Genomic DNA, 13,426 nt, shown 5'->3' on the forward strand with positions numbered 1-13,426 from the left:
ACCCCGCACCGTTCCGCACCCGCCGTGCCCACCCGCGGGGCACAGCACGGCGGGCGGGGGGCGAGAGACGCCCCGAGCCGGAGGCCGGGATCCTTTCGAACGCTGCTCTTGCCCGTCCCCCAGTCACCGCGGGCTCCCCTCGAGGGGTCTGCACGCAGCGGAGGCAGGCCGCTTCTCGGTCCGTTGCCACCCGTGAACATGGGGTTGGCGAGCGGCTCGTCGTGGGACCACGTGGACCCGCCGAGGCGGGGTCCACAGCCGCTTCTCCTGAAGCTGGGCCCAAGCGTATCGCAGCGTGTGCGCTCCATCGGGCAGGGCGGTGACGCGCAGCGTCATACTGCGGGCCCGGGTGTCGACGTGTGATGCCCCCGCGAGACGACGACGGCCGGGCGCCTCCGCGGGGAGGCGACCGGCCGTCGTCGGGACGGGGCTCAGGCGGACGGGATCAGAAGTCCCAGTCCTCGTCCTCGGTGTTCTCGGCCTTGCCGATCACGTAGGAGGAGCCGGAGCCGGAGAAGAAGTCGTGGTTCTCGTCCGAGTTCGGGGAGAGCGCGGAGAGGATGGCGGGGTTCACGTTCGTGGTCTCGGCCGGGAACATGGGCTCGTAGCCCAGGTTCATCAGCGCCTTGTTCGCGTTGTAGTGCAGGAACTTCTTCACGTCCTCGGCCAGACCGACGGCGTCGTAGAGGTCATGGGTGTACTCGACCTCGTTCTCGTACAGCTCGAACAGCAGCTCGAAGGTGAACGCCTTGAGCTCCTCCCGCTTCTCCTCCGGCAGGGTCTCGATGCTCCGCTGGTACTTGTAGCCGATGTAGTACCCGTGCACCGCCTCGTCGCGGATGATCAGGCGGATCAGGTCGGCGGTGTTGGTGAGGCGGGCGTGCCCGGAGAGGTACATGGGCCAGTAGAAGCCCGAGTAGAAGAGGAAGGACTCGAGCAGGGTGGAGGCGATCTTCTTCTTGTACGGATCCTGGCCGTCATAGCGCTCCACGATCAGGCGGGCCTTGGCCTGCAGGTTCCGGTTCTCACGAGACCAGCGGAACGCCTCGTCGATCTCCGGGGTGGAGGCCAGCGTGGAGAAGATCGAGGAGTACGACTTCGCGTGCACCGACTCCATGAACGCGATGTTCGTGAGGACGGCCTCCTCGTGCGGGGTCATGGCGTCCGGGATGAGGGAGACGGCGCCCACGGTGCCCTGGATCGTGTCCAGCAGCGTCAGGCCCGTGAACACGCGCATGGAGAGCAGTCGCTCCTCATCCGTGAGATGGGACCAGGACTGGACGTCGTTGGACAGCGGCACCTTCTCCGGCAGCCAGAAGTTGTTGACGAGGCGGTTCCACACCTCCACGTCCTTCTCGTCCTGAATGCGGTTCCAGTTGATCGCCTCGACGAGGTGGGACTGCTGGGTCTCGGTCACGGCAGGGCACATCCTTCAGAAGAATTCGTTGAGAATCCGCGGATTCCGGGGGCTCTCGAGAGCACGGGCATCGGGGCGCGGGTCCGGGTCAGTCTAGGCGCTGGGTGCCGCTGGGGCCATGGAGGCGAGGGTGTGGTCGGCCACCCTGGCGCGAAGTCGCTTCCACCCCGCTGGACCGATGCCGGTCCGACACGTCCCCAGATTTTAACCCTCGCCGCGCTCCGCCATGCTGGCGACGGTGAGTGCTCGTTCGAGCTGGGCATGCGCCATCGGCGCGTCGATCATGCGCCGGATGGATTCAGGATCCGAAGCCTTTCCAGGGACCCGGAGCGCGTCAGCCACGATCCGTGTCACGTCGTCCGCTTGGAGTCGGGCCACTGCCTTTTCCCACTCGTCGCGACGCACCACTGAGGCATCGGTCTTGTCGGCACCGGTAGCATCCGCTGTCGCCATCCGATCGCGCAGGGCGAGGCCGAGCATGAAAACGCTGACAAGATTCGCACGGGCCGCCTGCCCACTCGGGTCATCCCGTATGGCTTGGAGTGTTTGTTCCACAGACCGGCGGAAGGCCTGAGGTGACATGGCTGCAACAACCTGCACCTGCCGGACCTGCTGCAGTCGTTCGGTCCGCGTCAAACGGGCCCAGAGTGCTCGAGCCTTGGGAACGGCGACTGCGCCTGCCCAACGCCCAACGGCGGGTAGGGCATAACGGATGCCGACACGCACGAGCGCACCAGCTGCCAGCACAAGGAGCGCCTCCCACTCCTGGGCGGCCTGGCCGCCAATGCGGTGGCTGGAGGCCCCGCCCGTCGGCCCGTCCTCGACCCACCGCCATGCCGCATGACCGCGGAGTTTCCCTTGATCGTCGAAAAGGTGACCGGTCTTGGCCCCGCCGCCATTCCTGGCATTTCCTAAACGCAACCCATCCGGAATCTCCGGCTCCCAGCGTCCCATCACTCCACCTCCAGCGTCGGCAGTGCATCGACGATCTTCATGGTCTCCACGCTTACCGTCACGATGCGGCCGAGCAGGTCGCGGATGTAGCGCGGGTCGCCGTGTTCGCGGCCCCAGTCATTGGGGTCGTTGACGATCCCCGAAGCCTTGTCCGTCTTCACCTGGTAGCGCTCGAGGATCCAATCCACGGCAGAGCGCGACCCGAGCGTGTACCGCTGGACCTCTTCCGGCAGGCCGGTCAGGGTGAGGTAGCCGTTGTACTTCACGGTGGTTTGGTCCCACGCACCGGCCTTGCCGCCGTACTTCATCTGGGTGACCCGGTACCGCTCGACCTCGTCGAGCGCCTCCGGATCGATGGCCCAGTGCTCCTGCAGCGAGTAGGGCTCCACGGACTCGTAGCCGATATGCAGCTCGGAGAGCGCCCGGCCTGCATTGGAGAACGCCCGGAAGTCCGACGACGGCACCTGCGGAATGCGCGGCAGCATCTTCCTCAGGTCCGCTGCGAACCTCTCCCGGTAATCGGGCGAGTGCAGCACGCCGTAGACGTAGTAGAAGATATCGTCCTTCGTCACCGCCTCGCCGTATTTGGCACGGTAGGACGCCAGGGTGGCGTCCGTGATGTTGTCCACTCGCGTGTAGGCCGCGCTGCCCGAGGTTGTCATCGCGGCTTCGGCAAACAAGTCACCCTCAAACTCGACGTAGGTGTAGCGAGGAAAGAACTGACCCTGTCCAGATCCCCAATAGGAGAGATCCGGCAGAGCGTCCGTCGCCAAAACACTGAACCACTTATCGCTACCAGGGCCTACCATATAAAAACCTACGTTTTTCGAAATCTCATCCGGAAAAAATCGTCGCATAGCGGCCGGACGATGGATCAAATCTGGATTTGCTGTGACGTAACGCTTGTTGAATGGGCGATACGACGCCGGGTGGAACCGAATCGGGTTGACGCAGATCTTCCGGCCCGCCTCGTGACGCGCAACGAGTGACGAGCTCCAGCTAACGTGGCTGGGGTCCATGTCGCGTTGACCAGCTTCTATGCCAGCATTGAAGTAATCAGAAATACGTTTCACTTTCTCATGAAGGGATTCCTTTGAATCAGAGTAGACCCAGGCATCACGATTCGTCTGGAGTCCAGCGCCATTGGACGCAAAAATTGCGTTGCGACCGTCTTTCATGGACAGCGGATGGAATGTGTGGAACCGTTCATCCCGCTGATTGATCCAATCACCCTCGGCGTTCGGGGTGATCTCCTGCCAGTTCAGAGACCCCAGCGTCGCCTGATCCACCAGGTTCAGTTTGGCCTCCCGGTCTAGGTAGTCGCCGATGTCCTTGTAGTGCAGGCGCGCCGCCTCCACATCTCCGGGCCGCTTCACCAGCAGAAGCACGGCCACGGTTGCCCTACTGCCCGGACCAAAGATCTGCCCACCTTCGCGACGAGCTCTCTCCCCAGACGTCCGTGTGTTCCCCCGGAGGTTATACACGTAGACCTCGTGGAACTCGGAGTACAACGTCTTGCGCAGACCAGCCGCCGTGTTCCCGTCGATGTACCCGCCGTTGGACACATAACAGAGCACTCCGCCCTGCTCCGATTTCAGCAGCCGGTCAGACCCCCACCGAATGGCCCGGATGTACGAGTCATAGAGCGAATTCTTGTTCTGCGCTGTCGAGAGCTTCGCGTAGCTGTCCCGGATGGATGCGTCCAAGGTCGGGTAGCTCAGGTTCGCGTTGTCGTCGTTGCCGGAGGTCTGCCCCACCGAGTACGGCGGGTTGCCGAGGATCACCCGGATGTCCAGGTTGTTCTGCGCCACCACGCGGTCGTTATTGGAGCGGAACACCTTCTCATCCAAGGTGTCCCCGTGCTCCGTCATCTGGAAAGTGTCCGTCAGCACAATCCCATTGAACGGTTCGTACCCGACCGCCGCGGCATCGTCCCCGCGCGCCGCGGCCTGCTCCACCATGAGGCCGTGGAACGTGGCCTCGATGTTGATGGCCGCAATGTAGTAGGCCATAAGCAGCAGCTCATTGGCGTGCAGCTCCTGCGTGTACTTGCGCAGCAGATCCTCCGGCCGGATCAGCCCGGACTGCAGCAGCCGCACCACGAAGGTGCCCGTGCCCGTGAACGGATCCAGCACGTGCACGCCCTCATCCGTGACGCCCACACCGAAGTTCTCTCGCAGCGCCTCGTCCACGGCACGGAGGATGAAGTCCACCACCTGCACCGGCGTGTACACGATCCCCAGGGATTCCGCCGTCCGCGGGAACGCCAGCTTGAAGAACCGCTCGTACAGCTCCGTGATGATCTTCTGCTTGCCCTCGGCGCTCTCGATGCCCTCAGCGCGCACCCGCACACCCCGGTAGAACTCCTCGAGGGAGTCCACCTCCGTCTCCAGGTTGCACGAGTCCAACACCTGCACCATGGCGTCCATCACCTGGGACACCGGATTGTGCGCCGCGAAGGAGTAGTCCTCGAACAGCGCCTCGAACACGGGCTTCGTGATGAGGTGCTGGGAGAGCATCTCTACCGCGTCCCGCTCGGTGATGGACTCGTTCAGGTTGCCCTGCAAGCCCTCGAGGAACGCCGCGAACTCCTCCCGCGGCCGCGGGTCCGGGCCGTCCAGGATGCCGCGGATGCGGATGATGTGCCGGTCCGCGATGTCCTTGACGTCCTTGGCCCAGTCCTCCCAGTAGCGCCGATCCCCCACCTTGCGCACCAGACGCGCGTAGATGGCGTCCTTCCACTGCTGAGCGTCCTGCATGGCGAACAGGGCCTGACGCGTGCCCCGAACGGACTTGTCCTCGCCCGAGCCGGGAGCGCCGTCGTCCTCCGCGGCGTCGCCCGAACCGATGCCGATCACCTGCACCCGGTCCTCCACCGACCGGCCCAGCGCGATCTGGTTGACCATCGCCTCGAAGCGGTCGTCGTGGGCGCGCAGTGCCTGCAGCACGTCCCACACCACCTTGTAGGCCTTCGAGTCGTTCAGGGCCGACTCCGGGTCCGCCGTCGCATCCACCGCGATGGGCAGGATGATGTAGCCGGTCTTCTTGCCCTCGGCCCGCCGCATGACCCGCCCCACGGACTGCACTACGTCCACCTGCGAGTTCCGCGGGCTCAGGAACAGCACCGCGTCCAGGGTGGGGACATCCACGCCCTCCGAGAGGCACTTGGCGTTGGAGAGGACCCGCACCGTGTTCTCCCCCGCCGGCTGCTTCAGCCAGTCCAGCTCACGCACCCGCTGCGCCATGGGGAAGGTGCCGTCCACATGGGAGGCCTCCACCCGCAGGTCCGGGGTCATGGGGTCCGTGGAGGTGGCCAGCTGACGGCTCACCTGCTCGAACTGGAGGGCCAGCTGCTTCGACTCCTTGATGTTCCGGGCGAACGCCACCGCGCGGCGCATCGGCGCGGCATCCACCTCGTCCAGCCGGCCGCCGTCCACCCCGCGCTTGGCCAGCCCATTCCAACAGCCCACGATCCGCGCGGCGTCGTCCAGGTCCAGACCCTCGGTGTCCGCGAGCATCTGCTGGAAGGAGGCGCCGATCGCATTGGTGTCTACCGCGAGGATCAGCACCTTGTAGTCCGTCAGGTGGCCCTGCTCCACCGCCTTGCCGAACCCCAGCCGGTGGAACTCCGGGCCGTAGATCGACTCATCGTCCATCGAGTAGACCGTGACCTGGTCCTGCGCGGCCTTCGCCTTGGCCTCCTGCACATAGATGCGCGGGGTGGCCGTCATGTACAGGCGCTTGGCCGCCCGGATCTTCGCGGCGTCGTGGACCATCGTGAACGCCGAGCCGTCCTGGCCCAGCTCGGTCACACCCGTGGTGCGGTGGGCTTCATCGCAGATGACCAGGTCGAACTCAGCGAGGCCGAGGTCCTGGGCCTGCCGGACGACGTCGATGGACTGGTACGTGGAAAACACCACGGTGATCGCCTCGTCCCCAGTGGAGACGGCCGTGCGGGCCGCGAGCTTCGCCGGGTCCGTGCTGGCCGGGAAACCCAGGTCCGAGGCAGCGATGTCCTCACTGGCCCGGCGCCGCCCCACAGAAGCGTCCGAACACACGGCGAACGGGCGCAGCGGTACATCCGCATTGGCCGTCCACTCATTCAGCGTCTGCTGTAGCAGCGCGATCGACGGCACCAGGAACAGCACCGAGCCGCCCACCGGCACCATCCGCTCCACCAGCTTCAGCGACGTGAACGTCTTGCCCGTGCCGCAGGCCATGATCAGGCGGCCACGGTCCTTGGTCTCGAATCCGGCCACGACGTCGTCGATCGCCTCCCGCTGGTACCGACGGGGCTCCTTGCGTGGGCGCTGAGTCAGCTCCTCCGGGCGGTCGAAGGTGAACTCGGACCAGTCCACGGTCGAGTCCACCAGCGTCTGGATCCCCACCCTGGTGACGTCCTTGGACTGGCCCGCCCGCGCGGCTTCCGCAGACGAGGACCACTCGAGCGCCGTGTCGATCACCATGCCGTGGGCGAAGTCCACCTTGCCCAGCTCGGTGAAGAATGAGTCAATGCTGCCCTTCTGCAGCTTCTTCTCCGGATCGAAGAACTTCACCTGGACGCCGGTGAGTTCACCGGTGTAGCGATCCTTCGCGACGATGTCGATGCCGTTGTCCGGCCTATTCTCCCGGCCGGGCCATTCGTTCCACAGCCACACGTCCGAGAACTGGTCCGCGAACTTCGGCTCCACCTCGAGGAAGCGCTTGGCCAGCCGCTCGAAGCGACGGCCCTGTTCCTGGCGGGAGAGCTCCGAGAGCCAGAGACGATCGAGCACCTCGTCGAAACCGACGCGGGATTCACTCCCGGGGTCCCCCTGGTCCATGGCGGAGGGGTCGGTCAAGGATGCGGCGTCCGGCGTCGAGATGGTCATGCGGACCATTGTGACCCGGGGCCACCGGGGAGTGGAATGCGGCTCGCGGGGGTGTCTCACCGGGTGGCCGGCTTATTGGCGGCTCAGCGGTTCAGCGGCGCCAGCCCTCCGGCTGCGCGGCCAGGCCGACGATCATGTCCCACGGCAAGACGGCGCGGATCTTGCCGCACCGGCGTCGGTGGTCAGACTCCGCTGCGGCCGCGTCGGCGGCTTCCCTCACCGTGGCCTCGTCTGCTCCCAGGGCCTCGGCGATCCAGAGGATCGCCTCGCTGCACAGGAGCCGGTTGTACGCCCGCCGCGCGGAGGTGTTGGGCGTCCCACGGGTGTACGCGCCGGATCCGTTGGTCGACTGCGTGCTGAACCACCGGACCATGTGCTGCCGCTGCGACGAGTACCAGACGTTCCGTCGCTGCCCGTGACGATCCTCGTAGTCCTGCGCGATCGGCGTGCGCTCCGTGAGGGTGCCGAGAATGGTGGCGAAGGCTCGGGTCGTGAAGTCGCCGGGCGCGACGTCATCATCCGTTGCATGCTGTGCCCCGCGCTTCCGGCGGGCCCAGGACTGTGTTGGACTGCTCATGATCACCATTCTGGCCTGCACCGGACCCTGAGCGCCGAGCCTCCCGTCAGTTCGTGCGCTTGAGGCCGCGGCGCAGCCAGGGGTCGGCCCAGCGGGTGAGGGCCGGCAGCACGAGGTAGACCATGAACGGCATCACCAGCACGACGTTCGCGAGCACCCGCAGCGGCAGGGGCACGTCCGCCGGCAGGAGGTGGGACAGCAGCCACTGGCCGAGCAGGCTCATGGGGAAGAACCCGGAGAAGATCACGATCATCTGCTTCCACCGGGGCGGGGTGACGGGGTCGGCGAGCTCCGCCGGATCGAACCAGCCCTCGAGCCCGGTCCGCGCACTGACCTGCTCGGACACCACCTGGCCGGCCATCTGCGCCGCCCAGGCCGCCCGCTCAGGCGACTCCTCCCACGCCCGGCACGTGGCGTCGTCGGCGAACCGGTACACCATGTGCCACACGTGCGAGTCCCGCTCCAGGCGCACCAGCCCGGAGCCGAGGTAGCCGTCGAAGCCGAGCATGACGTCCTGCCCCGCGCGCACCCAGTCGCGGATCCGCGGAGCGGCCTCGGGTGCCATGTGCCGGGCGATCTGCTTGGTCACCGTGCTCATGCCAGGAGGATACGGGGCGCGGGTCGGCCGGGCCTGCCCGCCCTCCCCGACCAGGCGCGCCGCCCCACTTCGAGGCGGGAAATCGAGCGCACCCGCGCTCAGAAGCGCGGAATACGCGGGATTTCCCGCCTCCAAGGGTCGGCTGTCAGAGCATGCAGCTCACGCAGCCCTCGACCTCGGTGCCCTCCAGCGCGAGCTGGCGCAGGCGGATGTAGTAGATCGTCTTGATGCCCTTCGTCCACGCGTAGATCTGCGCGCGGTTCAGGTCACGGGTGGTGGCCGTGTCCTTGAAGAACAGCGTCAGGGACAGGCCCTGGTCCACGTGCTGCGTCGCCGCGGCGTACGTGTCGATGATCTTCTCGTAGCCGATCTCGTACGCGTCCTCGTAGTACTCGAGGTTCTCGTTGGTGAGGTACGGCGCCGGGTAGTACACGCGGCCGAGCTTGCCCTCCTTGCGGATCTCGATCTTCGAGGCCACCGGGTGGATCGAGGAGGTCGAGTTGTTGATGTACGAGATCGAACCCGTCGGCGGGACGGCCTGCAGGTTGCGGTTGAAGATGCCGTGCTCCATGACGGAGGCCTTCAGCTCACGCCAGTCGTCCTGCGTGGGCAGGGCGATCCCGGCCTCGGCGAACAGCTCGGCGACGCGCTCGGTGGCGGGCGCCCACTCCTGGTCCGTGTACTTGTCGAAGAACTCCCCCGAGGCGTACTTCGAGTCCTCGAACCCGCCGAACCGCTGGCCGGTCTCGATCGCGATCCGGTTCGAGGCCCGCAGCGCGTGGAACAGCACCGCGTAGAAGTACATGTTCGTGAAGTCGATGCCCTCCTCCGAGCCGTAGTGGACGCGCTCGCGGGCCAGGTAGCCGTGGAGGTTCATCTGCCCCAGGCCGATGGCGTGGGAGGCCGCGTTGCCCTTGGCGATGGACGGCACCGACTGGATGTCGGACATGACCGACACGGCCGTCAGCGCCCGGATGGCGGTCTCCACGGACCGGCCGAAGTCCGGCGAGTCCATGGTCTTGGCGATGTTCATCGAGCCGAGGTTGCACGAGATGTCCTGGCCCACGTGGGCGTAGCTCAGGTCCTCGTTGTACTCGGAGGCCTCGGAGACCTGCAGGATCTCGGAGCACAGGTTGGACATGGTGATGCGGCCCTTGATCGGGTTCGCGGCGTTCACGGTGTCCTCGAACACGACGTAAGGGTAGCCGGACTCGAACTGGATCTCGGCGATGGTCTGGAAGAACTCGCGCGCGTTGATCTTGGTCTTCTTGATCCGCGCGTCGTCGACCATCTCGTAGTACTTCTCGGTCACGGAGATCTCGGAGAACGGCACCCCGTAGACACGCTCGACGTCGTACGGCGAGAACAGGTACATGTCCTCGTTCTTCTTCGCCAGCTGGAACGTGATGTCCGGGATCACGACGCCGAGGGAGAGGGTCTTGATGCGGATCTTCTCGTCCGCGTTCTCGCGCTTGGTGTCGAGGAAGCGGTGGATGTCCGGGTGGTGCGCGTTGAGGTACACCGCTCCGGCGCCCTGGCGCGCGCCGAGCTGGTTGGCGTAGGAGAAGGAGTCCTCGAGGAGCTTCATCACGGGGATGACGCCGGAGGACTGGTTCTCGATCTGCTTGATGGGCGCGCCGTGCTCGCGGATGTTGGTCAGCGAGAGGGCCACGCCACCGCCGCGCTTGGACAGCTGCAGGGCGGAGTTGATGCCGCGGGCGATCGACTCCATGTTGTCCTCGATGCGCAGCAGGAAGCAGGAGACGAGCTCGCCGCGCTGCTTCTTGCCCGAGTTGAGGAACGTGGGGGTGGCCGGCTGGAAGCGGCCGGCGATCATCTCGTCCACCAGGTGGGTGGCCAGCTCCTGGTCGCCCCGGGCCAGGTGGAGGGCGACGACGGCGACGCGGTCCTCGTAGCGCTCGAGGTAGCGCTTGCCGTCGAAGGTCTTCAGGGCATACGAGGTGTAGAACTTGAACGCGCCGAGGAAGGTCGGGAAGCGGAACTTGGCCTTGTAGGCACGATCGAACAGGCCCCGGATGAACTCGAACGGGTACTGCTCGAACGTCTCGGTCTCGTAGTAGTCGTTCTTCTGCAGGTAGTCGAGCTTCTCCTCCAGGTCGTGGAAGAACACCGTGTTGGTGTTGACGTGCTGCAGGAAGTACTGGCGCGCGGCCGCGTGGTCGGCCTCGAACTGGATGCGACCGTCGGCGCCGTAGAGGTTCAGCATGGCGTTGAGCTCGTGGTAGCCGAGGTTCTGCCACTCGGCGGGCATGTTCTTCGCCTGGCGGATGAGGTCCGCCTCGGTGGGTGCGGTGGTGGTCATGTCCACAGTCCTTCCAGGCCGCCGCGGACGCGTTCGACGTCGTCGGGCGTGCCCATCAGCTCGAATTTGTACATGAGGGGCACCTGGCACTTGCGGGAGATGATGTAGCCGGCCAGGCAGTAGCCCTCATGGAAGTTGGTGTTCCCGGACGCGATCACGCCCCGAATCCAGTGACGGTTCTCCGGGACGTTGAGGAACTTGATCACCTGCTTCGGGACCGCGCCCGGCCCGCTGCCCCCGCCGTAGGTGGGGGTCATCAGGACGTACGGGGCGGTGGCCCCGAGGGTGGGCTCCCGGGTGATCAACGGCAGTCGAGCCACCCGGTCCTCGGGCAGCTCGAGCTTCTCGACGAAGCGGTGCGTGTAGTTGGAGGCGGAGGAGAAGTAGATCAGTCCCGCGTCGGTGGGGACGAGCCCCTGCGCCTCGGCCGAGCGGATGTGGCTCGGGTCCGCGGCGACGGTCATGTCGGCTCCGGTCAGGCCACCGATGCCGCGGCGGACTCGGCGAGCTCGGCGATCTTGTCCGGGCGGAAGCCGGACCAGGAGTCGGTCTCGGTGACGACGACGGGGGCCTGCATGAAGCCGAGGGCACGGACGCGCTCGAGGGCGGCGGGGTCCTGGGACATGTCCACGACCTCGTAGGCGATGCCCTTCTTGTCCAGTGCACGGTAGGTGGCGTTGCACTGCACGCAGGCCGGCTTGGTGTACACGGTGACGGTCATGGCGATCCCTGTTCCTTCGTGGTCTCTGGTGGTCTGCGGGTGTCGGCGCGGCGCTCGCGAGGTGCATCGCGGGGCGTGCCGAACATCTGCGTCGATACTACATCTAGTGATCACGGCCGGGAACCATCCCTACATGTAGTAGTCACACCGCTGTAGTTACGTATCCCCACCCTCTGCCCATCCTGTCCACACCCTGCTGTGCGAGACGATCCGCGCGGACATGCGGGACACGCCGGGACCGAGGTCGACTGTCCACAGCCGGTGGAGATCTCGGGGCCGGGTTCCCACAGCCGGAAAGTCGAGTTCGCCACGTCCGCGAGCGGCGTGTCCGACCCCCGCGGACCACTACATGTAGGAGCCCGCCACCGTCCGGCGTCGGAATGCCCCGTCACCACCGGGGGTTGCCCCGGCATGAGCACCTCCCCCACCGTCACCCGCAATGACGCCGAGTCCCGCTACGAGCTCCACGACGGCGGCACACTGCTCGCCGTCCTCGACTTCCGGGACAACGGCGCGGCCGTCTCCCTGAACCGCGCGTTCACCATCCCCGTGCACCGCGGCCAGGGCCACGCCGCCACGCTGACCGCCGGTGCAGTCGCGGACATCGAGACGAACGGCGGCCCCGCAGGGGGCCGCCGCATCGTGCCGATGTGCTGGTACGTCGCCCAGTGGTTCGACGAGCACCCGGAGAAGAGCGCGCTGCTCGCGCCCCGCTGACCGGAGCGGTCAGGCCGCGACGCGGTGCCGGCGCACCACGGCCAGGACGCCCGCGGCCAGCACCGCGACGGCGACGGGCCACGCCGCCGGACCACGCCCGGTCTCGACCGCGTCCGGCACCGTGTGCTCGCCCTCGGCCGGGTCCGCAGGGGTCTCGGGATCCGCCGGCGAGGTGGGAATGTCGGGATCGGCCGGCTGGCCCGGAGCTGCAGCGTCGTCGAACAGGCCGGCCACGGGGAAGGTCACGAACCCCGGGATCCGCCCGTTCTCCCAGTCGTAGAGGTCCACGCGGGGGTCGCCGAACCGCACGGTCACCGTCCGCGTCGTCGTCACGCCGTCCCTCGTGGCCCGCAGGGTGACGGTGTCGGATCCGGTGAAGCCCTCGGGCGCCTGGTACACGTAGCCGCGCGGCCCGCCGGTCTCCTCCTCCGTCACCTCGACGACCCGACCCTCGGCCGGGCCCGCGACGAGCGTCAGCGGCGCCGCCTCATCGCCCGTGTACGAGGAGATGAACACGTGTCGCTCCCCCGGCGCCGCGAGCAGGGTGGTGTCCCAGGCGGTGGGGAGCATGTGGAAGCCGAGCTCATGACGCTGGTCGGCGCGCAGCGGCTCGCCCGGGTCAGCGTCGGTGAGGTCGGCGTCCGGACCGTAGGTGAGGGCGGCCACCTCGCCGCCCAGGACGTAGAGGGTGTAGACGACGGGACCGGTCCCCGACTCGCCCAGGCTCCGCCGGGCCGCGGCGACGTCGAAGTCACCGCGCTCCAACTCGTCGTCGTACGTGAACGGGACCTCGGTCTCGGCGCCGCGGGCCTCCCCCTCCAGCGCCGGAGCCACCGTCAGGCGGACGTCGGACTCGTCCACCTCGAACTCGGTGCCGAAGGAGGCACCGGTCTCACCCTCCGCGCTGGCCACGAGGAAGGATCCGCCGGGCAGGTCGTGCTCGGCGGTCCATCCAGCGGGGTGGGCGGGTGAGGCGAGGGCGGGGGTCGCCCCCAGGCCGGTGAGAAGGACGCCGGCGCCCAGGGCGGCGGCAAGGCGGGTCGGTCGGGCGGTGCGCATCGTGCTCCTCCAGGGGTGCGGTGCTGCGACGGGCCGAAGGGTTCTCCGGCTCGGACGCCCGAGGTCGACCGGATGCCGCACTCGCCGCTTCGGCACGAATCTACGCCGCGCGGACGTGAGGCGGGTCACCATCCGGTGACGAAGCGCTATCGACTCGGTCACGGCGACGCGCGATGCGGATCGGGCCGG

10 protein-coding genes are annotated in these 13,426 nt (G+C 66.9%); 1 reads left to right on the plus strand and 9 read right to left on the minus strand.

Features of this window, described 5'->3' with window-relative positions; translation table 11 throughout:
- Positions 1 to 445: 445 nt before the first annotated feature.
- The 8 genes from nrdF to nrdH all read right to left on the minus strand — a co-directional run bounded on the left by nrdF (position 446) and on the right by nrdH (position 11,461).
- Complete coding sequence (gene nrdF, locus J1M38_RS00225; protein WP_036338940.1) at positions 446 to 1,417, minus strand: class 1b ribonucleoside-diphosphate reductase subunit beta; 972 nt, start codon at positions 1,415 to 1,417, stop codon at positions 446 to 448.
- 204 nt (positions 1,418 to 1,621) lie between these two features.
- Entirely contained in the window at positions 1,622 to 2,371 is a 750-nt protein-coding gene (locus tag J1M38_RS00230; RefSeq protein WP_143739777.1) for a hypothetical protein, read from the minus strand.
- Positions 2,371 to 7,242: a type ISP restriction/modification enzyme gene (locus tag J1M38_RS00235; RefSeq protein ID WP_241246360.1), complete on the minus strand. Its 4,872-nt coding sequence runs from the start codon at positions 7,240 to 7,242 to the stop codon at positions 2,371 to 2,373. Before J1M38_RS00235 ends, J1M38_RS00230 begins: the two co-directional genes overlap by 1 nt.
- A 91-nt stretch (positions 7,243 to 7,333) precedes the next feature.
- Entirely contained in the window at positions 7,334 to 7,819 is a 486-nt protein-coding gene (locus tag J1M38_RS00240; RefSeq protein ID WP_101967806.1) for a hypothetical protein, read from the minus strand.
- A 46-nt stretch (positions 7,820 to 7,865) separates the two neighbouring features.
- Positions 7,866 to 8,417 carry a hypothetical protein gene (locus J1M38_RS00245; RefSeq protein WP_100057560.1) on the minus strand — a complete coding sequence of 184 codons (552 nt, stop codon included), beginning with the start codon at positions 8,415 to 8,417 and terminating at the stop codon, positions 7,866 to 7,868.
- A 145-nt stretch (positions 8,418 to 8,562) separates the two neighbouring features.
- The gene (gene nrdE / locus J1M38_RS00250) at positions 8,563 to 10,740 is read right to left on the minus strand and encodes a class 1b ribonucleoside-diphosphate reductase subunit alpha (protein ID WP_036381627.1); all 2,178 of its coding nucleotides are present in this window, start codon (positions 10,738 to 10,740) and stop codon (positions 8,563 to 8,565) included.
- A complete protein-coding gene (gene nrdI, locus J1M38_RS00255) occupies positions 10,737 to 11,204 on the minus strand; it encodes a class Ib ribonucleoside-diphosphate reductase assembly flavoprotein NrdI (protein ID WP_004167610.1) in 468 nt (155 codons plus the stop codon). The genes nrdE and nrdI overlap by 4 nt, the downstream gene beginning before the upstream one ends.
- Positions 11,205 to 11,215: 11 nt before the next feature.
- The gene (gene nrdH / locus J1M38_RS00260; protein WP_036313172.1) at positions 11,216 to 11,461 is read right to left on the minus strand and encodes a glutaredoxin-like protein NrdH; all 246 of its coding nucleotides are present in this window, start codon (positions 11,459 to 11,461) and stop codon (positions 11,216 to 11,218) included.
- Positions 11,462 to 11,872: 411 nt separating this feature from the next.
- On the opposite strand from nrdH, the gene J1M38_RS00265 reads away from it, so the two are divergent.
- Positions 11,873 to 12,178 carry a GNAT family N-acetyltransferase gene (locus J1M38_RS00265; protein ID WP_010078809.1) on the plus strand — a complete coding sequence of 102 codons (306 nt, stop codon included), beginning with the start codon at positions 11,873 to 11,875 and terminating at the stop codon, positions 12,176 to 12,178.
- Between the two features lie 9 nt (positions 12,179 to 12,187).
- Here J1M38_RS00265 and J1M38_RS00270 read toward each other — a convergent pair whose 3' ends face one another.
- Positions 12,188 to 13,237 carry a hypothetical protein gene (locus J1M38_RS00270; RefSeq protein WP_206501139.1) on the minus strand — a complete coding sequence of 350 codons (1,050 nt, stop codon included), beginning with the start codon at positions 13,235 to 13,237 and terminating at the stop codon, positions 12,188 to 12,190.
- Positions 13,238 to 13,426: the final 189 nt, after the last annotated feature.

It is taken from the genome of Micrococcus sp. KRD070 (assembly GCF_017168435.1).
Lineage (GTDB): Bacteria > Actinomycetota > Actinomycetes > Actinomycetales > Micrococcaceae > Micrococcus > Micrococcus luteus.